The sequence below is a fragment of the Nocardioides sp. Z24_21 genome (assembly GCF_058134345.1).
On record NZ_JBYTTH010000001.1, the window covers coordinates 504,699 to 524,448 of the forward strand.

Genomic DNA, 19,750 nt, shown 5'->3' on the forward strand with positions numbered 1-19,750 from the left:
GCAAGCCTAACGCCCACGCACCCAGATGAAGACGTTGGCGACGCCGCGCCGGGTGCCGCGCAGCACGTCGTGGGCGTCGCTGGCGTACGCCACCCGCGAGGCGTCGTCACTCAGCGAGACGCTCTCCTGCGTGCCGGCGGGCCGCCCCACGAAGGCCGCGGAGCGCTCGCCCGTGGCGGTCGCGACCAGGCGCAGCGGACGTCGTGACGTGGCCACCGTGTAGTGGGCACCGTCGGCGGTGACGGCGGCGCCGAGGTTGTCACGCGACGGCCCCAGCGACGACCCGAGGAGGGTGTCGTGGACGCCGCCCACCGGACGCCCGCCGTCGCCGCAGCAGGCGGGGATGCCCGCCCCCGTCACCGACACCAGCCGCCCGTCGTTCGACACCGCCACCCGGCGCGTGCTGCCGGACTCGACGCCGAGGCGGCCGAGGTCGCGCACGGAGCCGTCGGTCGTGTCGAGCATCCGGCTGCGGTCGGCGTCGACGAGGACGACGTGGCGGGCGTCGTCCGACATCCCGGCGAACACCTGCGACCCGAGGTCGGGCACGACGGTCCGGGTCGTGCCCGTGGCGGCGGTCCACTCCAGCAGCTGGGGCGCGGGCACGTTCATCACCGGGTAGCGGTCCCGGTAGACCACCCGGGCGCCGTCCGCGGTCAGCGCCGCCCCGGACGCGCGTGGGGCGACCTCGGTCAGCGATCCGTCGGTGCGGTCGAGGAGGACGAGCCCGGGATCGAGGTCGAGCAGCACGCGCCGGCCGTCGTGGCTCAGCCCCTCGACCCTTGTCCAGGCGTCCGGGTGGAGGAGCGACACCCGCCGGGACGACGCCTCCCAGACGTAGAGCCGCTCGACGCCGCGGCGGGTGCCCGCGACGAGGTTGGTGGCGGCGGAGGAGAACACCACGGTCCCGCCGTCGCCCGACACGGTGACGTCGCCGCTCCACCCGTTGGCCGGACGGCCGTCCAGGCCGCGCGTCACCAGGACCGTTCCGGGGGCGGCGCGCGGCGTCACGGCCTTCAGGACGAGCGTCGTGCGCCGCGTCTCGCCCCGCTGCGTGCGCACCCCGCGCTCGACGAGGCCGATCCGCCAGGTCCCCAGCCGCGGCGCCGTGCCGGTGAGGCGACCCCCGCGCAGCCGCAGCCACCGCGGCAGGCGGTCCGCGTCCTGCACGCGCCAGTTCTTGCGCTGGTAGTCGTAGCGCTCCCCCCGCAGCACGGTGTCGACGACCCGGTTGCGGGCGGGCTGCTCAGCAGCCGTGCCGGCGGTCCGCACCGCGGGGGCGACGGGTGGCGCACCGGCCGCACCGACCGCGCCCCCGGGCGGCACGGCCACCAGGCCCCACGCCGCCGCAGCCGCCAGGGCGGCCACCCCACCGCGGAACCCACCGCTGAACCCGCCTCGTGCCCCGCGTCGTGCCCCGCCCCGCGCTGCCCCCGTGGTCGTCGTCATGTGGGGGGAGACGCGCGCCCGGTGCTTCCGGTTGCGCGACGAGCGGATCAGTTGAGGTCGGGGTCGACGGGCCGGTTGACGTGCCAGGCCAGCGTCCCGGGCTGGCGGCGCATGACCTCGCGACGGAGCTCGCTCGGGTCGTCGCGGAACGCGTCGGCCGTCTCACTGGTGACGACGTACCAGCTGCCCTCCTCGACCTCCCCCTCGAGCTGTCCGACGCCCCACCCGGCGTAGCCGGCGAAGACGCGCATCCCGGTCAGCGCGCCGTCGACCAGCTCGGTCGGGGTGTCGAGGTCGACCATGCCGAGCAGGCCGGCCACCGGGCGCCAGCCCACCGGCGGGTCCTGCGGATCGCGCAGCGCTGCGACAGCGAGGGCGCCGTCCGTGCCGACCGGCCCGCCGCGGAACAGCACCTCGGGCTCGACCACGACGTCGCGCCACGGCTCGAGGACGTCGGCGACGGGCACCTGGGAGGGCCGGTTGAGCACCACGCCGAGGGCACCCTCCTCCGTGACGTCGAGCAGGAGGACCACGGTGTCGGCGAAGTTGGGGTCCTGCAGCGCCGGCGTGGCGACCAGGAGCATTCCCGATGCGGGCTGCATGGCTTCCACTATGGACCGCGCCCTCCCGGCCGCACATCATCCCCCGGAAGGGCTCCCGACGATTCGTGAGGGTGCCTCGGGCACACCCCCACGGGGGCACGGGTCACCTAGGCTGCGAGCCATGGAGACCCGCCGGCCGCGCTCCTCCGACGCCACGAGGCAGGCGCTCGTCGACGCGGCGCGGGAGCTGTTCACCGTCCACGGCTACCCGGCCGCCTCGCTGGAGGCGATCGCCGAGGCCGCCCAGCTCACCAAGGGCGCGCTCTACCACCACTTCAGCGGCAAGCAGGCCGTCTTCGAAGCCGCCCTCGAGCTCGTGCAGGCCCGCGCGAGCGCCACGATCGTCCACGCCAGCGCGCAGCACGCCGACCCGTGGGAGCAGGGACAGGCCGGTCTGCGGGCGTTCCTCCGGGTCGCGCAGGAGCCCGACTACCGCCAGATCGTCGTCTCCGACGGCCCCTCGGTGCTCGGCCCCGCGCGCCACCGCGAGCACGAGCGGTCGACCTACGCCGTCGTCGCCGAGCTCGTCCGCTCGGCGCTCACGGGCCCCGACCGGTCCCCCGACGACGCGCTGCTCGACACGTCCGCCAGGGTCGTCTTCGGCGCGGTGTCGGCCGCCGGCGGCTCGGTGGCCATGAGCGAGGACCCCGCGGCCGCGGCGGTCCGAGCGGAGGCGGCGATCGGCGCCATCGTCACGGGCCTGCGGCGCCTGCTGGAGGACACCGCCGGTGGGGACGGGGCAACCGACCGCGGCGCTACTTGGCGAAGGTGACCTCGCCGTTGACGGCCGGCACCAGCTCGATCCACACGCGACCGGCGGGCACCGTGAGGTCGCCCCGCTTGGTGGAGAGCTCGATCGCGCCGTTGAGGCCGTCCTTGCGCCAGGTGCCCTTCACCACGCGGCCGCCGTGGAAGAGCAGCGCGGTGCCCTTGCCCTCGAGCTTGGTCTCGGGCACCGGGTAGCCCGCGGGGTCGCGGTAGCCGGCGTCGCCGACCTCCACCCGCAGCACGAGCACGGACTCGGCCGGGAAGTGGTCGCCCTCGGCGGCGTAGGAGTCGGTGTTGACGTAGCGGCCGCGCTGGAACTGCCAGCTGGTCGAGTGGGCGCCGAAGTCGGCGGTCAGCGTGCGGGCCTTGGCGCCCTTCGGCAGGTCGGCCGCGTCGCCCCACGGCAGGTAGGGCGGCGGCTCCTCGTCGGCCTTGACGCGCTTGGCGATCTCGCCCAGCCGGGCGAAGAGGTTGTAGGGGGCCGAGCGGGAGGTGTCCCGGTAGACCCCGGCGTCGCCCTCGGTGATCCACGGGATCCCGGCACCGTTGATGCGCTTGATGGTGACGGCTGCGGCACCGCTGGTCACCACGGTGGCGCCCTCGGGCACGATCCCGATGTCGCTCGCGCGCATCGAGCGCACCGGTCCGATGGAGCCGGGCACCTGGGAGTAGTAGAACGCCGCCAGCCGGGTGTAGCCGCCCTCGACGAGCTCCTCGACGACCAGGTCGGCGGAGCCGAGCCCGACCTGCGGGGCGCTCGAGGACGTGTTGTCGACCTTGGTGACGAGGACCGGGTGCTTGGGCGCGTCGCCCTTGCGCTCCAGGCCGGTGAGGGGCCAGTAGCTCGGCTCCGGCGGGGCCTCGGTGGTCTCCGACGGGCTCGGCTCGGCCGAGGCCGATCCGCTCGTCGGCTCGTCGTCGCCGCCGCTGCACGCGGTGAGGACCAGCACGCTCGCTGCGAGCGTGGCGACGACGGCCCGGAAGGACGAGGTGGGACGACGGTGACGCACGGTGACTCCGATCGAACGGGGGTGCCGGGCCTGGGCCCGCGGGGGCATCTGGAAAGTCTGGAGGCGCGCCCTCCCTGATCGGGGAAGGCGCGCCACAGGGTAGATCAGCAGGAACTGCCTACCAATCCGAGCCTGTCGCCCGGGTGGCGGCCCGCTCAGGCGCGTCGCAGGGTGCCGCCGAACCAGCTCGGCGTCCAGGCCGTGGCGACCCGGACCCGCTGGCCGGTGCCGGGGGCGTGCAGCATCTGGGCCTTCCCGCCGACCCAGCGGAGGAAGATCGCGGCGTGGTAGACCCCGCCGCCGCCGTAGAAGAACATCAGGTCGCCGGAGCGCATGCTGCCCTTCGCGATGCGGCGGGCGTGGGCCGCCTGGGCGCGCGAGGTGCGGGGCACGGCGAAGCCGGCACGGCTGTAGCTGTAGCGGATCAGCCCGGAGCAGTCGAAGCGGTCCGGCCCGGCGGCGCCGTACGCGTAGGCGTCACCGCGCTGGCGCATGGCGATGTTGCGGGCGGCCAGCACCCGGCTGTCGACGCGGCGCTTGGCGCTGAGGCGCGCCGACGTGCGCGCGTGCTTGCGCGGGGTGGTCCGCTTGGCGCTCCGGTCGGAGCTCCGGTCCTGGGGACTCCGGTTCATGTCGTCGCTGGTGGTGCGCGTGCTGGTGGTGCGGTCGGACTGGCCGGCGCCCGGGGCGGCCGTGGCGGGCAGGGCGCTCATCGTCGATCCGGCGAGGCCGAGCCCGGCGAGGGCGAGCGCGCAGGCTCGCGCCACACGAGTGGTCGTAGGCATGGTTGTTCCTTTCCACGCCTGTGAGGTGAGCTGTCGGGCTAGGGCAGGAAGGTGCCCCGCCCCGTCCTCCGAGGGAGTCCGGTGGCTTCGCCCCGAGCCGGTCGACGACCGGCGCTGGAACCTGTGGGTCCCCCACTCCTGCCCTGGTGCTGTCGGGGGTGTCGTCCCGGCCGGGCAGGACTCGGCGTACTCCGGGACGGTTGGGTCTCTCGACCTCCTCCAACGTGACAGGACGACCGGGCAGATCCAAACCGGCCACGACCCCTGAGGCAGGGATCGTGGCCGATCTCACGCGGAGGAGGGGCTCAGCCCAGCTTGCGGCCCCCGTCGACGTACAACGTCTGACCGGTGATGAACGACGCCTCGTCGCTGCAGAGGAACGCCGCGGCCGCGGCGATGTCCTCGGGCTGGCCCACGCGCCGCACCGGGGTGGCCTCGGCGTTGAGCCGCTGCAGCTCCTCGGGCTCCATCTTGAGCCGGCGGGCGGTGGCGTCGGTCATCTCGGTGACGATGAATCCCGGTGCGATGGCGTTGGCGGTGATGCCGAAGGGGCCGAGCTCGATGCCCAGCGTGCGGGTGAGGCCCTGGATGCCCATCTTGGCGGCCGAGTAGTTGGCCTGGCCGCGGTTGCCCAGCGCCGAGACGCTGGAGAGGTTGAGGATCTTGCCGTACTTCTGCTCCACGAACCGCGACTGAGCGGCCTTGGTCATGTTGAAGACGCCCTTGAGGTGGACGTTCATCACGATGTCCCAGTCGTCCTCGGTCATCTTGAAGAGCAGGTTGTCGCGGGTGACGCCGGCGTTGTTGACCAGCACGTGGATGCCGCCGAGCTCGTCGACGACCCGCTGCACGGCGGCCTCGGCGGCGGCCGAGTCGACGACGTCGCAGCCGATGCCGACGGCGCGCGCACCCTCGGCGAGGTCGAGGCGGCCGGCGGCCTCCTGGGCGGCGGACTCGTCGAGGTCGAGGATCGCGATCGAGGCGCCCTCGCTCGCCAGGCGCTGCGCGATGCCGAACCCGATGCCTCGGGCGGCTCCGGTGATGACGGCTACGCGGCGGTCGAATCGACCCATCTCGTGACTCCTCAGGACTGGGCGGCTGTCTGTCGTGAGGGTAGTGCGTGGGCCGGGGCGGGGCTCCCCCGCGGTGGGGAGATCCGGTGCATCTCGCTCGCGCGCCGTCGTCCGGTGCCCTAGCCTGCCAGCCATGGCACGGGGCGACTTCCGCGGCGCGATGGGCGTCGCGGCCGCGATGGCGGTCGCCACGTGGGCGGTCGCCGCCACCCACGACCTGCCGGTGCGCGACCCCGACGGCGTCTCGGTCCCGACGTGGGTGCGGCTGCCGCTCATCGTGCTCCTCGCCGTGCTGCTCGACGCGGTGCCGCGGTGGGTGGCCGGTGCGCGGGCCACGCCCCGCCCGGGGGCGTGGACGGCCCTGCGCACCGTGCTCCGCGACCGCTGGACCCGCGACCAGGTGTGGTTCACGGTGAGCGGCCTCGCGGCCTGGTACGTCTCCTACGTCGCCTTCCGCAACCTCAAGGGCTATCTCCCCTTCGTCGACGACCGGCTGTGGGACACCGAGCTGGCGCGCCTCGACCGGCTGCTCTGGCTGGGTCACGACCCCGCCGGCGTGCTGCACGACGTGCTCGGCACCGGGTGGGCGGCGTGGGTGCTGTCCGGCGTCTACGTGCTGTGGATCGGGCTGGTGCCGGCGGCGCTGGCGATCGCGCTGGTGTGGACCCGGCGCTCGGCCGCGGGCGCGCTCTACGTCACGGCGGTGTCGTTCAACTGGATGCTCGGCGTGGCGGTCTACTACCTGGCCCCCTCGCTCGGCCCGGTCTACTCGCGGCCCCAGCAGTTCGCCGACCTGCCTCACACCTTCAACACCGACGTGCAGGACCTGCTGCTCAGCGACCGCGTCGCCGTGCTGGCCGGAGCCTGGGACACCCGCGCCGTGCAGACGGTGGCGGCGTTCGCGTCCCTGCACGTGGCCATCACGGTGACCACCTGCCTGGTGATGGAGCTGTTGCGGCTGCCGCGCCCGGTGCGGGTGGCCGGGTGGGTCTTCGCCGGGCTCACCTGCCTGTCCACGGTCTACCTCGGGTGGCACTTCTTCGTCGACGTGATCGGCGGGGCGCTGGTCGGCACGCTCGCGCTGGTGCTCGCGGCCTGGGTGACCGGCCACCCGCTGCGTCGGCGGGAGCGGCCGTGGTCGCGCGCCTCGGCCCGCGACCGCGCCGACGAGGCGATGGCCTCCTAGGCGCGGAGAGCGTCCCGCAGACTAGGCGGACCGCCCCTCGCGAGCGGTGCGCTCGTCGAACTTCTCTCGGGCGTGGGCGATCTGGTGCTGATGCAGCTCGGTCCAGTGCACCAGGGACTGGATGATCTCGAGCAGCGTGCACCCCAGCGCGGTCAGCCGGTACTCGACGCGGGGCGGCACCTCCGGGTGCACGGTGCGCCCGACGAGCCCGTCGCGCTCGAGGTGGCGCAGCGTGACGGTCAGCATGCGCTGGCTGATCCCGTCGATCTCCCTGCGCAACTCGTTGAAGCGCATCGTGCGCCGCTCCAGCAGCGCGATCACGAGCAGCGACCACTTGTCGGCGATCCGGTCGAGGATCTGCCGCACCTCGCATCCCTCGCGCACGTCCCACTGGAAGGCGTCCGGGCAGCCGCACTCGGCGGCCTCGTCCACCGTGGTCACCTCACGGGAACTAGGTGACTTCGAAGTGCCTACTTCCGTCATCAGTCCATCGTCCTCACGATGAGACATGGTTACAAGTGGTAACCGAGACACGAATCGGAACTGGAGGCATCGTGACCGACCGGGCCATGGAGACGGGGGCCGACCGAGCGAGCACGCTCCGGTCCTGGGGCCTGCTGATGGTCGTCTGCGGGGCACTGTTCCTCGAGGGCATCGACATCGCCATGCTGAACGTTGCGGTGCCGGTCATCGCGGCCGACGTCGGGCTGACCGCCGGAACGGCGCACTGGGTGATCAGCGCCTACGTGCTCGGCTACGCCGGGTTCATGCTGCTCGGCGGACGGACCGCCGACCTCGCCGGCCGGCGCCGCGTGTTCCTGCTCGCGCTGGTCATCTTCGTCGCCTTCTCGGTGCTCGGGGGCCTGGCGACGGCGGACTGGGTGCTGGTCCTGGCTCGGTTCGCGACCGGTGTGTCCGCCGGTTTCCTGACGCCCGCCGGGTTCGGCATCGTCGTCACCACCTTCCCGGAGGGGCCGCTGCGCGACCGAGCGCTGGTCGTCTACGGCTCGGTCGGGGCGGCGGGTTTCGTGCTCGGCACGGTCGCGGGCGGCGTACTGGCGTCGGCGAGCTGGCGGCTGGTCTTCTTCGGCCCGGCCGTCCTCGGCCTGGTCCTGCTGGTCGCCGGCGCGAGGCTGATCCGGCCCGACGAGCACGACGGCCCACCCGGAGGCTTCGACGTGGCGGGGGCCCTTACCGCGACCGCCGGGATGGTGGCTGTCGTCTACGCGGTGATCACCGTCGGCGAGGGCGGCGCGCTCGGCGCCGCGGTCCTCGTCGTCGGCGCGGCGGTGGTGCTCCTCGGGGCCTTCGTCGCGATCGAGTCCCGCCACTCCTCGCCACTGCTCCGCCTGGGGATGCTGCGCGAGGGCCTCCTCCTGCACGCGAGCCTCGCCGGCCTGCTCTTCATGGGCGCCTTCTTCGGCTTCCAGTTCGCCGTCACGCTCTACCTCCAGGACCTGCGGGGCTGGAGCCCGCTCGAGGCGGGTCTCACCTTCGCGATCATGGGCCTGGACCTGGTGGCCGCGCCGCTGCTGACGCCGTCGCTGGTCCGCCGCTTCGGCGCCGCCCGGGTGATGACCGCCGGCCTCGTCGCGGCCGCCGTCGCGTTCGGCCGCCTGCTCGGGCTCGGGAACGACTGGTCCTACGTGGACTTCCTGCCGAGCCTGCTGCTGGTCGCCGCGGCGTTCGCCCTGGTCTACGGACCGCTGACCTCGCTGGCCGCCGAGGGGGTGCCGGAGGCCGAGCAGGGCTCCGCCGGTGGCGTCGTCTATACCGCGTTCCAGTTCGGCGGGGCGCTCGGCCTGGCGGGCGTCACGGTCGCGCTGGGCGCAGGCCACGCCGACGGGGCCGCCCTCGGCGACTACCAGCGGGCGCTCGTCGTGCCGACGCTGGCCGCGGTCGCAGCCGCGGTCGTCGGCGTGCTGGCGGTGGTGCGGCGTCGGGAGCGTACGACGTCGCCGGGGTGAGGTGGCGGCCCGTCCGGCTAGGAGTCGAGGGCAGCCCGCAACCGCTCGGCGTACGCCGCCGCCTCGCCCTCGGCGTACTTCGTGCGCGGCCAGAAGAAGCCGCGCAGCCCGTCGCCCTTGGTCCGCGGCACCACGTGCAGGTGCAGGTGCGGCACCGACTGGCTGACCGTGTTGTTGATCGCGACGAACGACCCCTGCGCACCGAGGGCGTCCACCACCGCGGTCGCGAGCCGCTGGGCCGCGGCCAGGAACCCGTCGCGCTGGTCGGCCGGCAGGTCGGGCAGCGTCTCGAGGTGGGCACGCGGCACGAGCAGCACGTGGCCCTTGAACACCGGCCGGGTGTCCAGGAAGGCGACCAGGTCGTCGGTCTCCAGCACCAGGTGCCCGGGCAGCTCGCCGGCGATGATCTGGCAGAACACGCATCCGTCCACCCCGCGGATGCTGCCAGACGCGTCCTGACCCGCCCAGCCCGTCGAGTCGGCGCGTCCTGACCCGCCCAGCCCGTCGAGTCGGCCCGTCCTGACCCGAGATGCGGCCGGGACGGCAGGCGGCTCGAGGACGTTCCGAGGAATCCCCGACCGGCCGTCGGGGTGGGGCGTGGCCCCCGGAGCGCCACCTAGCCTCGAACGGGTGCAGACCTTCCTCCCCTACCCCGACTTCGAGGCGTCGGCGCGGGCGCTGGACCAGAAGCGGCTGGGCAAGCAACGGGTGGAGACCATCCAGGTGGTGCGGGCGCTGACCGTGCCGGGCTACGGCTGGGCCAACCACCCGGCGACGCTGATGTGGAAGGGCCACGAGGAGGCGCTCGGGCGCTACGGCCTCACCTGCTGCGAGGTGTGGCTCGAGCTCGGCTTCGGCGACACGTGCGCGGCGACGATCGCCGCCGACCTGGCCGAGGCCGGGATCACGAGCGTGCGTACGCAGCCCGAGCTCGCCGCGGCCGGCGCACTCCCGGCGTGGCTGGGCGACCCGGCTCTCCACCTGAGCCACCGCTCGGCGCTGGTGCGCAAGGATCCTGACCTCTACCGCGAGCGGTTTCCCGGCGTCCCCGACGACCTGCCCTACGTCTGGCCGGTCCGCTCCCCCGCCGTGCTCGAGGCCGAGCGCCGCCGGGAAGAGACCGCCGCGCGGCGCGAGCAGCGGGCGGCCGAACGACTCGTGGAGGAGGCCGAACGGGCCCGCCGGCGCCGCAGTCGGGCCGCGAAGAAGGGCTGGCGCACGCGGCGACAAGCCTCCACCGAGGACGCCGGCTGACCAAGCGGTCGAGTCGGCGCGTCTTGACGCGCCCAGCCCGTCGAGTCGGCGCGTCTAGGCACAGGATGCGCCGACTCGACCCCATCCGGCGGTCAGGATGCGCCGACTCGACCCCATCCGGCGGTCAGGATGCGCCGCCTCGACACCCGATCCCGTGGGGGGACCATGCTCGACACGATCGTCCGCGCGCTCGCGCTGGCCGTGGTGGCGCTCGGCCTGAGCGCCACCGCGCCGGCGCCAGCGTCCGCCGTCGTCGACCGCGACTGCGGCGACTTCGCCAGCCAGGCCGCCGCTCAACACTTCTTCCTCGGAGCCGGCGCGGGCGACCCGCACCGCCTCGACGACGACGGCGACGGCGTCGCGTGCGAGTCCAATCCGTGCCCGTGCATCGGGCGGGGCACGACCTCGCCGCAGCAGCACGCCGGCACCAGCCAGCAGCAAGGCCCGCGGACGTACCGCGAGACGGGCGACGTCGTACGCATCACCGACGGCGACACGCTGCGCGTGCGGCTGCGCAGCGGTGCCCACGTCTCGGTGCGCATGCTCGGCATCGACACCCCCGAGCGCGGCCGGTGCGGCGCGGACGCCGCGACCGCCAACCTGCGCCGGCTCGCGCCGGTCGGCTCGACGGTCACCCTCGTCTCCGACCGCACCCAGGCGGCGAAGGACCGCTACGGCCGGCTGCTGCGCTACGTCGGCCGCCAGGGCGGCTACGGCGACCTGTCGTTCCGCCAAGCGTGGGACGGCCACACCCGGCCGTACGTGTTCGGCGGCAAGCCGGTGGCGCGGCACCGGGAGTACGTCCGCGCGATCGACCACGCCCGCACCCACGCCCGCGGCGCCTGGGCGTCCTGCTGGTGACGTAGCGTCGGCCCGTGATCCTGCCGCAGGTCCGTGACCCGCGCCTGGTGACGATCCGGCGCGGAGGGACCTTGCGCGACGAGGACCATCACCGGCTCGCCCTCTGGGCCGCCGCGTGCGCGGAGCACGTGCTGGCGCTTTTCGAACAGGCTCGGGGGGACGACCCCCGGCCGCGGGAGGCGATCGAGGCCGTCCGCGCGTGGGTCCGGGGAGAGCTGCCGATGATGCGCACGCGGGCCGCGGGCGGCCACGCGATGGGAGCCGCTCGCGATCTCGCGGGTGCGCCGCGCTTCGCTGCGTACGCCGCCGGGCAGGCCGCGGTGGTCGCGCACGTGCCCGAGCACGACCTCGGCGCCGCGGCCTACGCCATCAGGGCGGCCATGGCCGCCGCGGGGACCGAGCGCCAGGCGGCCGCGCGTGCGGCCGAGTGTCGGTGGCAGCACGCCCGGCTCCCCCGCGAGGTCCGCGAGCTGGTGCTCGAGGACCAACGACGTCGCAACCCGATCTGCTGGAACGTCTTCGACGTCTAGCCCGACGCCGGCCGCTCGCTCCGTCAGGCGACGGTGAGCCGGACCTCGATGTTGCCGCGGGTGGCGTTGGAGTAGGGGCACACCTGGTGCGCCTTCTCGACCAGCTCCTCGGCGAGCGAGCGCTCGACACGGGGAAGGGTGACCTCGAGGGCGACGGCCAGGCCGAACCCGCCCTTGCCGTTGTCGCCGATCGAGACGTCGGCCACGACCTCGGACTCCGACACGTCCGCGTCCGAGCTCCGGGCCACGGCGTGGAGCGCGGAGTGGAAGCACGCGGCGTAGCCGGCCGCGAACAGCTGCTCGGGGTTGGTCGCCCCGCCGGGGCCTCCCATCTCCTTCGGGATGCGGACGTCGACGGCGAGCAGGCCGTCGGTGGACTCGACGTGGCCGTTGCGGCCCTCGCCCGTGGCGACGGCGCTTGCGGTGTAGACAGTTTCCATGTGCTCGATCATATTGCACACAATTCAATTGCACAACCAGTATCATCGACGTCGTGGACGACTACCCGCAGCTCGCGCTCGACGAGCAGATCTGCCTGCCGCTCTACGCGACGTCGCGGGCCCTCACCCGGCGCTACGGCGAGCTGCTGGCGGGCGTCGGTTTGACCTACCCGCAGTACCTCTGCCTGCTCGCGCTCTGGGACGCCGACGGTCCGCTGACGGTCGGCGAGCTGGGCGGCCGGGTCCACCTCGACTCGGGCACCCTGACGCCGCTGCTCAAGCGGATGGAGCAGGCCGGCCTGGTCACCCGCACCCGCGACCGCGCCGACGAGCGGCGGGTGCTGGTCGCCCCCACCGAGCGCGGTCTGGCCCTCCGCGCCGACGTGGCCGGCGTGCCGGCAGGGCTGGTGGAGGGCATCGACCTGAGCGAGGACGAGGCCCGTACGCTTCGCGGCCTGCTCGACCGACTGCTGGGCGAGCTCGAGGCCGGCGCCCCGAAGTAGGCCGGCTGCCACCGCGCACCGGACCGGCGCCGTCCGAGGCGTAGCGACGAGGTCCTCCGGCGATGGGGTGGGGGAGACCCGTCCCGCCGGAGGCCCTCGTGCTCGACTACGCCTGGCCTGTCACATCACAGGTCGGCCGGGCGCAGGACGAAGGTGATGCCGTGGGCGATCTGCGCGTTGCCCCGATTGATGTCGAGAGCGAGCGGGTTGACGATCGGGTCGACGTCGTTGGGGTCCTGGTCCCGAAGGATGATGATCGGCAGGAACCGCGAGGGCACCTTGACGCCGATCGTGGGCCCGAGCGCCGTGGTCAGCTGGGCGCCGTTCGACCGGAGCGCGTCGCGGGCCGTGATGGTGGCGCCCGGGACGACGTGGTAGAGCAGGACGTTCTCGACCGTGTCGATGCCCAGGCTCGCGACTGCGGCGAACACGTCCGCCTCCGAGCGCACCCACCGCCCGGTCAGGTCCTTGACGAGCACCTGGAACGCGCGGTCGTTGGGGAGGAACGCGGTCAGCGCCACCGACCCGTCGGCGAGCAGGCGCACCGGGCTGTTGGCGTCGGAGTCGGCGGCGATGACGGCCAGCACCGCCTCGGTGACGATGTCGTAGTCGTACCAGTCGCGGTCGAACTGGTTGCCGTCGGCGGTGAGCACCGAGGCCAGGCTGTTCGTCCCCGTGGCGCCGGCGCCCCCCGATCCGGAGCCGGCAGCGTGGGCGGCAGCTGGGGCGACCAGTGCCGTGGTGAGGGCGAGAGCGAGAGTTGCGGTGGTGCGGCGGAACACGTTCATTGGCATGTCCTCTCGTGGGTGACCGCGATCTGCGGTCACCTCCTTCTCCGCACCACACCGCCCACTGGATGCACCGGCGACCGGCCGGATCCGAGGAATTTCCCTCTCCCCCGCGTCGGCGCCGCCTCAGGCGGGCGCCAGTGCCTGACCCTCGAGGCGGTGGAGGTCGGACAGCCGGCGGCGCAGCACCATGTGCACGGTGATCAGCGCGGACGTCAGCGCGGCGTACACGCACCACAGCGACGCGAACGCCTGGACGTAGACGATGGCGACAACCGTGAGCCCGACGAGGTTGAGCAGCCCGAAGGCGACGATGGAGGGGTAGCCCGAGAGCACCGACGGACCGATCACCGCGACGACGTAGAGCACGGCCCACATCGGCCCGAAGGTCAGGCCGACGTCGTAGACCAGCGCGTGCGGCTCCTCCCGGACCTCGAGCGGGCCGCTGAGCACCGCCCAGAGCAGGTAGGCCGCGACCACCGCGCCGAGCGCGACGAACGGGGTCACCCGCCGGCGGCGCCCCTTCGGCTCGAGGAGCAGCACCGCGAGTGGCACCAGGATCGGAAGCACTGGGAACGCGAAGAGGACGTAGGCCATCGCTGCGGCGTGCTGGACCCCGGGCGAGAAGATGTCGGACGCGCTGTGCCAGACGAGGGCCTCGGTCAGCTGGTGGAGCGCGAAGAGCAGCGGCAGCGAGGCGAACGGCACCTCACGCAGCGTGCGCACCTCGCTCAGGCAGAACACACCGACGGGGAGGAGGACCACGCCCGCCGTCAGATCGGCGCCCACCGAGAAACACACCCGTGGACGGTAACGCGGCCGGCCGGTCTGCGGACGGGCCACAGTGCCCATGCCGGATGGCGCGGGCAGGAGGCCAGGCCGGGCGGGGCTCGGTGCGGCAGCAGCGACAGCCGCTCAGGCGACTGCCGTCCCTTCCAGTTCGATCATCTGCCCGGGGATCGCCAGCCGAGCCACGCCGAGCATCGTGGTGGTCGGCGCCACCTGGGCTGCTCCCAGCCGCGACGCCAGCACCCCGTAGTGCTCGAAGAGCAGGTCGACGTCGGTCGTGTAGACGTTGAGCCGCACGAGATCGGCCAGCGTCATGCCGGCCGCGGCGAGCACCGCCTCCAGGTTGTCCAGGCTCAACCTCACCTGTGCTGCCATGTCTCCCTCATGACGGGGAGTTCCGTCGGCCCCCATCGCGGTCTGCCCAGAGCAGTACAACGTCCGGGTGTGGCCGGTGACCACTTCGCCCTGGTTGAACCCCATCTCCACCGACCACCCCACGGGGTTGACGGCCACTCGTTCGATCGCCACATCAGCTCCCATCAGATTGCCTCCGGAGTCTCCCCCGTTCGCGGGCCGCGGTCGGCCCCGCGTCACCACCCTGACGCTGAATCACGACACCTTGTGTCAGGTATTCGGTAGCGTCTTCGTGGTGCGCGCTGATCGGCTGGTGTCCTTGGTCCTTCTGCTGCGTCAGCGCGGCCAGCTGACCGCGACTGCCTTGGCCAAGGAGCTCGAGGTCTCCACGCGCACCGTCATGCGCGACATCGAAGCCCTTTCTGCGGCTGGCGTCCCCGTCTATGCCGAACGCGGCAGGCACGGTGGCTACTCGCTGCTGCCGGGGTTCCGCACCGAGCTCACGGGCCTCAACCACGAGGAAGCGCTCGCGCTGCTCACCACCGCGGACTCGGGTTCAGGCGAGCAGATTCTGGGACTCCGAACGGCTCTCGCCTCAGCGATGCGGAAGATCGTTGACGCGCTGCCCGAAAGCCATCAGGTCGCCGCGAGCAACGCGGCACAGCGATTCCTGGTCAACCCCGAGACCGACCTCCTTTCCCGTCGCCTGAGCCGAGACGCGCTGCCCGACGCCACGTTGACGGTGGTGCGACGCGCGGTCCTCGCCGGCCGCAGGTTGCGGATCCACTACGCCTCGCGAGGCCAGACACCCCAGTGGCGCACAGTGGACCCGATCGGCCTGGTCACCGTGCGAGACACGGGCTACCTCCTGGTCACCGAGTCCGGCACCGACCGGACCCTTCGACTATCGCGCATCCGCGTCGCCGAAGAGCTTGCCGAACCGGCTCAGCGACCCGAGCAGGTCGACCTCGAGCACGTCTGGGCACAGCGGTGCGCGGAGTTCCTGTCCGAGGGTCACGTCCCCGTCCAGGTACGGGTGAGCGCGGCGCGGCGGGATGACCTCCTCGACATGGCCGAAGCGGTTCGCGTCGAGGAGGCCGAACCAGACGGCTGGCTGCGGCTCGAAGTCACCTTCCAAGATCTCTGGCACGCAGAGTGGGCGCTGTGGCAGCTCGGTATCAACGCTGAAGCGATCGCCCCGCGTGAGCTGCGCGTCTCCCTGCACGCTCGGGCAGACGCAGTCGCCAACCGCTACCGGGACACGGCTGAGCCCGACCCGTTCCAAGGCCAGTCCATCCCTGCCCGCCCAGTCCGGGCGTGAGGTCGAAGTTGGCCGCCATCGCGCAGCTCGTAGCAGTCGCATTCCGCGAACTGCTCCGCCAATCTGCACCCTCCGACAACAGATTCAGCACCCACCGGTGCGCTCGCATCCGAACCTGATGGGAGGCGTGTGACAGGCGGATCCAGGTCGGTATGAGCTCACACGCAGCGGACGGGTGTCGGAGCGGCTCACGTTCACGAGGGCTGGCTCTCAGCGGGGTGACCCCACCGGGACCGGAACGTCGCCCGCTGCCACGAGCGACACGGCTGGCACCATGCGGCTCGTGGACATCACCAACGATCTAGCTCCGTCCGGCACCCTGCGTGCGTCGATCAACCTCGGCAACCCCGTGCTCGCCCAGGGCACACTCGACGCTCCCGCCGGCGTCACGGTCGACATTGCCCGGGAGCTCGGCTCTCGGCTCGGGATCCCGGTCGAGCTGATCTGTTTCGACGCCGCGCGCGACTCGTTCGAGGCGATGGCCGCTGGTCGGGCCGACATCTGCTTCCTCGCCGTCGACCCTGCCCGCGAAGAGACAGTCGCCTTCACCGCGCCGTACGCCCTCATCGAGGGGGTCTTCGCGGTCCCCGACGACTCGCCTCTCACCTCTGCCACCGACGTGGACCGCCCGGGCGTCCGGGTCGGGGTCAAGAAGGGGTCGGCCTACGACCTGTTCCTCACCCGCACCCTGGCTCACGCAGAGGTGGTGCGTGGCAGCGAGGGCACCGCGACGTTCACTGAGCAGCAACTGGAGGTCGCCGCGGGCATCAGGCAGCCGGTCGTCGACTTCGTCGCAACCCATCCCGGGACTCGGCTGCTCGAGCCGTGCTTCATGGAGATCCAGCAGGCCGTGGGCACCACGCGGACCCGGAGCCCCCAGACGGTCGGATTCCTGCGTACCTTCGTCGAGGACCTGAAAGTCACCGGCTTCATCGCCGGGGCGCTCATCCGATCAGGTAGACACGACGCGACAGTCGCCCCGCCCGCCGCGTGAGGTCGGCGCAGACGGATTGCTTGTGACGGACTGGCAGGCCACGCACGAGAGCCGCACCGACGGGTGTCGGAGCGGCTCTCGTTCAAGAGGGCGGGCTCTCGATGGGGTGACCCACCGGGACCGGTAATTCTGCGAAGTCTCCGCGTTATTTTGCGAAGACCCCCCAGTGGAGCTGCGGGGAATCGAACCCCGGTCCTCGAGCGTCGATCCAGGTCTTCTCCGGGTGCAGTCAGTGAGATCGCTTTTCTCGGCCCCGGCGCTCGCACAGACACGTCGCCGACAGGCCCAGTCAGGATTGAGTCCCGGTCACCCCTCCTGACAGAGAGTGACCAGCAAGTCTCCTAGATGAGGCCTGGATCCGGGACGGAGACGGGTGCCCGGTCAGACCCTTCGATCACTGCTCAGGCAGCGAGAGCGAAGTCGTTGCGATTGGTGTTGGCAACTATGGTTTTCCAGCGGTCGTTTACGAGATGACGCTGGCTTCTCGACCCGCTTCCCCTGGAACTAACGTCCCAAGTCGAAACCGATCAGCCCCTCTTGTGTTGTCAAGCAGGCCCGAGCCCGCGGGCCCAGCCTACTGGTCACAACCGACAGCGTGCGAACGCTATTCCGCCCGGCGGCCCTCGGCGTCGCCGGAGGCGTCGGCGAAGGCGTCCGTGGAGGCGTCCGTGTGCCCGTCCGGACGCGGCTTGCCGGACTCCTCCGGCGACGCTGCCGAGTCCGCGGCGGTGTCCTGGTGCGGGTCGGGCGCGGCGTGCAGGCGCACCCGCGTGATGCGGTGGCCGTCGACCTCGACGACCTCCAGCGGGCGGCCGTCGACGAGGACGGAGTCGCCCACCTCGCTCATCCGCGCCAGGCGGTGCAGCAGGTAGCCGGCGACCGTCTCGTAGGGCCCGTCCTCGAGCTCGAGCCCGGTCCGCTCGCGGAACTCCTCGATCGTCATGCCCGCGTCGAGGGTGGCCGGGTCGGCGGACGCGGCGATGGCGGCGTCGGTGTCGTACTCGTCGTGGATCTCCCCGACGAGCTCCTCCATGAGGTCCTCGAGGGTGACGATGCCGTCGGTGCCGCCGTACTCGTCGACGACCAGGGCGATGTGCGCGCCGAGGTTGCGGAGCTGGTCGATGGAGGGCAGCACCCGGTTGGTGCGCGGCAGCACCGGCAGCTCGCGCGCGATGTCGGCCACCTTGGTGGAGCGGTCGTCGGCGCGGCCGAGCACGTCGCGCAGGTGGAGGTAGCCCAGCACCTCGTCGAACGACGTGCCGGTCACCGGGTAGCGGGTGTAGGGCTGGCCGACGATCACGGCCACCGCCTCGGCGAGGGTGAGGTCGCCGGCGAGGAAGACGACGTCGCCGCGCGGCTTCATCACCTCGCTGAGCGAGCGGTCGCCCGCCTCGAAGACGTCGTGGACGAGGCGGCGTTCGCCCTCGGGGATGTCCTCGTGGCCGGAGATCATCATCCGCAGCTCCTCCTCGTCGACCTCGTCGCCGGCCGCGTCGGGGTTGCCGCCGAGGAGCCGGACGAGGAGGTTGGTGGAGAGCGAGAGCAGCCAGATGACCGGGGTCATCACGGTCGCGAACCGGCCCAGCGGCGGCGCGAACAGCTTGGCCACCCCCACCGAGCGCTGCAGCGCGAGGCGCTTGGGCACCAGCTCGCCCAGCACCAGGGAGAGGTAGGACACCACCAGCGTGGTGACCACCAGCGACACCGTGTCGGGCGCCGGGGCGCCGAGGCTCTCGAAGGCCGGCGCGAATGACGGCGCCAGCGTCGAGGCGCCGAAGGCGGCGGAGAAGAACCCCGCCACGGTCACGCCGATCTGCACCGCCGACAGGAACCGGTTGGGGTCACGGGCCAGAGAGGCGACGGCGTGCCCGCGGCCGCCCTGCGTCTCCAGGCGCTCGACCTGCCCGGAGCGCAGGGACACCAGCGCGATCTCGGTGGCCGCGAAGACACCCCCCACCAGGATGAAGGCGAGGACGAGCAGGACATCGATCCAGGTGCCGGGTTCCACGGCCACAACCTACCGAGCGGCCCGTGACGCTGCAGAGCCCGTGGCGCCTCGTACGACGTCCGCGCCCGCCTCGGCTACGGCGACCCGCCCAGGATGGCAGCGCCGACGGCCGCGACGGGGTGGCCGGACGGCACGAGGGTGAGCCGGTCGGCGAGGCCGAGCGAGGCGAGGAACGGCGACCCCTCCCCCAGCACGTGCAGCTGACGGACCACCTGCTCGCGCAGCGGCCCCCCCAGCTCGGCCACGCCGCCGCCCAGCACGATCCGCTCGGGGTCGATCGTCAGGCCCAGGATGCGCACGGCACTCGCCACGCCCCGACAGAAGCGGTCGCGTACGGCCACGGCCGCTGGGTCGCCCGCGGCCGCCGCCGTGAAGACCGCCGTTGCCGGCGAGCCGTCGGGCGTCGGCCAGGCGCGGGCGAGCGCACGACCGGACGCGATGGTCTCCAGGCAGCCGGTCTGGCCGCAGCCGCACGGGGCACCGGCGGGATCGACCGGCAGGTGGCCGACCTCGCCCGCCGCCGCCTGCGCGCCGCGACGCAGCCGGCCGTCGATCACCACGCCCGCCGCGAGCCCGGTGCCGACGCTGAGGTAGACGACGTCGTCGACCCCTGCGAGCGCGCCCGCGGCCAGGGCGGCCGCGTTGACGTCGTTCTCGACGGCCACCTCCACCCCGAGCCGGGCGGCGAGCAGGTCCCGCAGCGGCAGGTCGGCGCCGTCGACGCCGAGGTTGACCGCGTGCCGCACCACCCCTCGCTCGGCGTCCACCAGGCCGGGTACGCCGACCCCGACGCGGCCGGGCGGCCCACCGACCTCGCGCGCGAGGGCGTCGTACACCTCCGCGGCGGTCGCGACCACGCCGTCGGCTCCGGGCCACGTGGGCTCCCGGGCCTCGGCGAGGATCGATCCGTCCTCGGCGAGCACCACGCCATGCGTCTTGGTGCCGCCGACGTCGAGGCCCACGGCGCGGGTCGCCGCCGCGCCCACGTCCGTGCCCGCCCGCGTGCTCACCGTGTCCACCCGGTCCTCCCGGCGCCCGCCTCGCGGCGCCGTCTCGTGGACGGTGCGG

At 72.9% G+C, this 19,750-nt stretch carries 22 protein-coding genes and 1 other RNA gene; 9 read left to right on the forward strand and 14 right to left on the reverse strand.

The features are described 5' to 3' along the window. Positions 1-6: 6 nt before the first annotated feature. Together AC3X7Z_RS02440 and AC3X7Z_RS02445 are read right to left on the reverse strand one after the other, a co-directional pair. Complete coding sequence (locus AC3X7Z_RS02440) at positions 7-1,368, reverse strand: WD40 repeat domain-containing protein (RefSeq protein ID WP_489974885.1); 1,362 nt, start codon at positions 1,366-1,368, stop codon at positions 7-9. Between the two features lie 128 nt (positions 1,369-1,496). Next, positions 1,497-2,051: a YqgE/AlgH family protein gene (locus AC3X7Z_RS02445; protein ID WP_186340707.1), complete on the reverse strand. Its 555-nt coding sequence runs from the start codon at positions 2,049-2,051 to the stop codon at positions 1,497-1,499. A gap of 121 nt (positions 2,052-2,172) precedes the next feature. On the opposite strand from AC3X7Z_RS02445, the gene AC3X7Z_RS02450 reads away from it, so the two are divergent. Then, the gene (locus AC3X7Z_RS02450) at positions 2,173-2,823 is read left to right on the forward strand and encodes a TetR/AcrR family transcriptional regulator (protein ID WP_489974886.1); all 651 of its coding nucleotides are present in this window, start codon (positions 2,173-2,175) and stop codon (positions 2,821-2,823) included. On the opposite strand, the gene AC3X7Z_RS02455 is transcribed toward AC3X7Z_RS02450, so the two are convergent. The 3 genes from AC3X7Z_RS02455 to AC3X7Z_RS02465 all read right to left on the reverse strand — a co-directional run bounded on the left by AC3X7Z_RS02455 (position 2,807) and on the right by AC3X7Z_RS02465 (position 5,687). Continuing rightward, entirely contained in the window at positions 2,807-3,877 is a 1,071-nt protein-coding gene (locus AC3X7Z_RS02455) for a DUF3048 domain-containing protein (protein ID WP_186340705.1), read from the reverse strand. The genes AC3X7Z_RS02450 and AC3X7Z_RS02455 overlap by 17 nt on opposite strands. 107 nt (positions 3,878-3,984) lie before the next feature. After that, positions 3,985-4,614: a C40 family peptidase gene (locus AC3X7Z_RS02460; RefSeq protein ID WP_489974887.1), complete on the reverse strand. Its 630-nt coding sequence runs from the start codon at positions 4,612-4,614 to the stop codon at positions 3,985-3,987. Between the two features lie 305 nt (positions 4,615-4,919). Beyond that, positions 4,920-5,687 carry an SDR family NAD(P)-dependent oxidoreductase gene (locus AC3X7Z_RS02465; protein WP_186340703.1) on the reverse strand — a complete coding sequence of 256 codons (768 nt, stop codon included), beginning with the start codon at positions 5,685-5,687 and terminating at the stop codon, positions 4,920-4,922. Between the two features lie 133 nt (positions 5,688-5,820). Between AC3X7Z_RS02465 and AC3X7Z_RS02470 the strand changes: the two genes are divergently transcribed. Next, a complete protein-coding gene (locus AC3X7Z_RS02470; protein ID WP_489974888.1) occupies positions 5,821-6,873 on the forward strand; it encodes a phosphatase PAP2 family protein in 1,053 nt (350 codons plus the stop codon). A 21-nt stretch (positions 6,874-6,894) separates the two neighbouring features. Here the strand turns inward: AC3X7Z_RS02470 and AC3X7Z_RS02475 are convergent, their stop codons facing one another. Further along, entirely contained in the window at positions 6,895-7,305 is a 411-nt protein-coding gene (locus AC3X7Z_RS02475) for a winged helix-turn-helix transcriptional regulator (protein WP_241005167.1), read from the reverse strand. Between the two features lie 122 nt (positions 7,306-7,427). On the opposite strand from AC3X7Z_RS02475, the gene AC3X7Z_RS02480 reads away from it, so the two are divergent. Next, the gene (locus tag AC3X7Z_RS02480; protein WP_241005168.1) at positions 7,428-8,840 is read left to right on the forward strand and encodes an MFS transporter; all 1,413 of its coding nucleotides are present in this window, start codon (positions 7,428-7,430) and stop codon (positions 8,838-8,840) included. A gap of 17 nt (positions 8,841-8,857) precedes the next feature. Here the strand turns inward: AC3X7Z_RS02480 and AC3X7Z_RS02485 are convergent, their stop codons facing one another. Beyond that, the gene (locus AC3X7Z_RS02485) at positions 8,858-9,271 is read right to left on the reverse strand and encodes an HIT family protein (protein WP_186340700.1); all 414 of its coding nucleotides are present in this window, start codon (positions 9,269-9,271) and stop codon (positions 8,858-8,860) included. Positions 9,272-9,470: 199 nt separating this feature from the next. Between AC3X7Z_RS02485 and AC3X7Z_RS02490 the strand changes: the two genes are divergently transcribed. The 3 genes from AC3X7Z_RS02490 (at position 9,471) to AC3X7Z_RS02500 (ending at position 11,485) form a co-directional block, all read left to right on the forward strand. Next, positions 9,471-10,094 carry an MSMEG_6728 family protein gene (locus AC3X7Z_RS02490; protein ID WP_489974889.1) on the forward strand — a complete coding sequence of 208 codons (624 nt, stop codon included), beginning with the start codon at positions 9,471-9,473 and terminating at the stop codon, positions 10,092-10,094. A 165-nt stretch (positions 10,095-10,259) separates the two neighbouring features. Beyond that, a complete protein-coding gene (locus tag AC3X7Z_RS02495) occupies positions 10,260-10,955 on the forward strand; it encodes an excalibur calcium-binding domain-containing protein (protein WP_489974890.1) in 696 nt (231 codons plus the stop codon). 14 nt (positions 10,956-10,969) lie between these two features. After that, on the forward strand, positions 10,970-11,485 hold the full coding sequence (locus tag AC3X7Z_RS02500; protein ID WP_489974891.1) for a putative immunity protein: 516 nt from the start codon (positions 10,970-10,972) through the stop codon (positions 11,483-11,485). A gap of 23 nt (positions 11,486-11,508) precedes the next feature. On the opposite strand, the gene AC3X7Z_RS02505 is transcribed toward AC3X7Z_RS02500, so the two are convergent. Further along, a complete protein-coding gene (locus AC3X7Z_RS02505; protein ID WP_489974892.1) occupies positions 11,509-11,937 on the reverse strand; it encodes an organic hydroperoxide resistance protein in 429 nt (142 codons plus the stop codon). A gap of 41 nt (positions 11,938-11,978) precedes the next feature. Between AC3X7Z_RS02505 and AC3X7Z_RS02510 the strand changes: the two genes are divergently transcribed. Beyond that, on the forward strand, positions 11,979-12,428 hold the full coding sequence (locus AC3X7Z_RS02510) for a MarR family winged helix-turn-helix transcriptional regulator (protein ID WP_489974893.1): 450 nt from the start codon (positions 11,979-11,981) through the stop codon (positions 12,426-12,428). Positions 12,429-12,553: 125 nt separating this feature from the next. Here AC3X7Z_RS02510 and AC3X7Z_RS02515 read toward each other — a convergent pair whose 3' ends face one another. The 3 genes from AC3X7Z_RS02515 to AC3X7Z_RS02525 form a co-directional block, all read right to left on the reverse strand. After that, the gene (locus AC3X7Z_RS02515) at positions 12,554-13,216 is read right to left on the reverse strand and encodes a fasciclin domain-containing protein (RefSeq protein WP_186340696.1); all 663 of its coding nucleotides are present in this window, start codon (positions 13,214-13,216) and stop codon (positions 12,554-12,556) included. A 126-nt stretch (positions 13,217-13,342) separates the two neighbouring features. Then, complete coding sequence (locus AC3X7Z_RS02520; RefSeq protein WP_186340695.1) at positions 13,343-14,017, reverse strand: DUF6629 family protein; 675 nt, start codon at positions 14,015-14,017, stop codon at positions 13,343-13,345. Between the two features lie 114 nt (positions 14,018-14,131). Then, entirely contained in the window at positions 14,132-14,527 is a 396-nt protein-coding gene (locus tag AC3X7Z_RS02525) for a RidA family protein (RefSeq protein WP_186341219.1), read from the reverse strand. A gap of 127 nt (positions 14,528-14,654) precedes the next feature. Here AC3X7Z_RS02525 and AC3X7Z_RS02530 point away from each other — a divergent pair, with 127 nt between their 5' ends. Together AC3X7Z_RS02530 and AC3X7Z_RS02535 are read left to right on the forward strand one after the other, a co-directional pair. Beyond that, entirely contained in the window at positions 14,655-15,680 is a 1,026-nt protein-coding gene (locus tag AC3X7Z_RS02530; RefSeq protein WP_489974894.1) for a helix-turn-helix transcriptional regulator, read from the forward strand. Positions 15,681-15,954: 274 nt separating this feature from the next. After that, entirely contained in the window at positions 15,955-16,674 is a 720-nt protein-coding gene (locus tag AC3X7Z_RS02535) for a transporter substrate-binding domain-containing protein (protein WP_489974895.1), read from the forward strand. A gap of 164 nt (positions 16,675-16,838) precedes the next feature. Here AC3X7Z_RS02535 and ssrA read toward each other — a convergent pair. The 3 genes from ssrA to AC3X7Z_RS02550 form a co-directional block, all read right to left on the reverse strand. Further along, positions 16,839-17,209: a transfer-messenger RNA gene (gene ssrA / locus AC3X7Z_RS02540) on the reverse strand. Positions 17,210-17,278: 69 nt separating this feature from the next. Next, entirely contained in the window at positions 17,279-18,682 is a 1,404-nt protein-coding gene (locus AC3X7Z_RS02545; protein WP_186340682.1) for a hemolysin family protein, read from the reverse strand. 74 nt (positions 18,683-18,756) lie between these two features. Beyond that, a complete protein-coding gene (locus tag AC3X7Z_RS02550; RefSeq protein WP_489974896.1) occupies positions 18,757-19,692 on the reverse strand; it encodes an ROK family protein in 936 nt (311 codons plus the stop codon). Positions 19,693-19,750 lie beyond the last annotated feature (58 nt).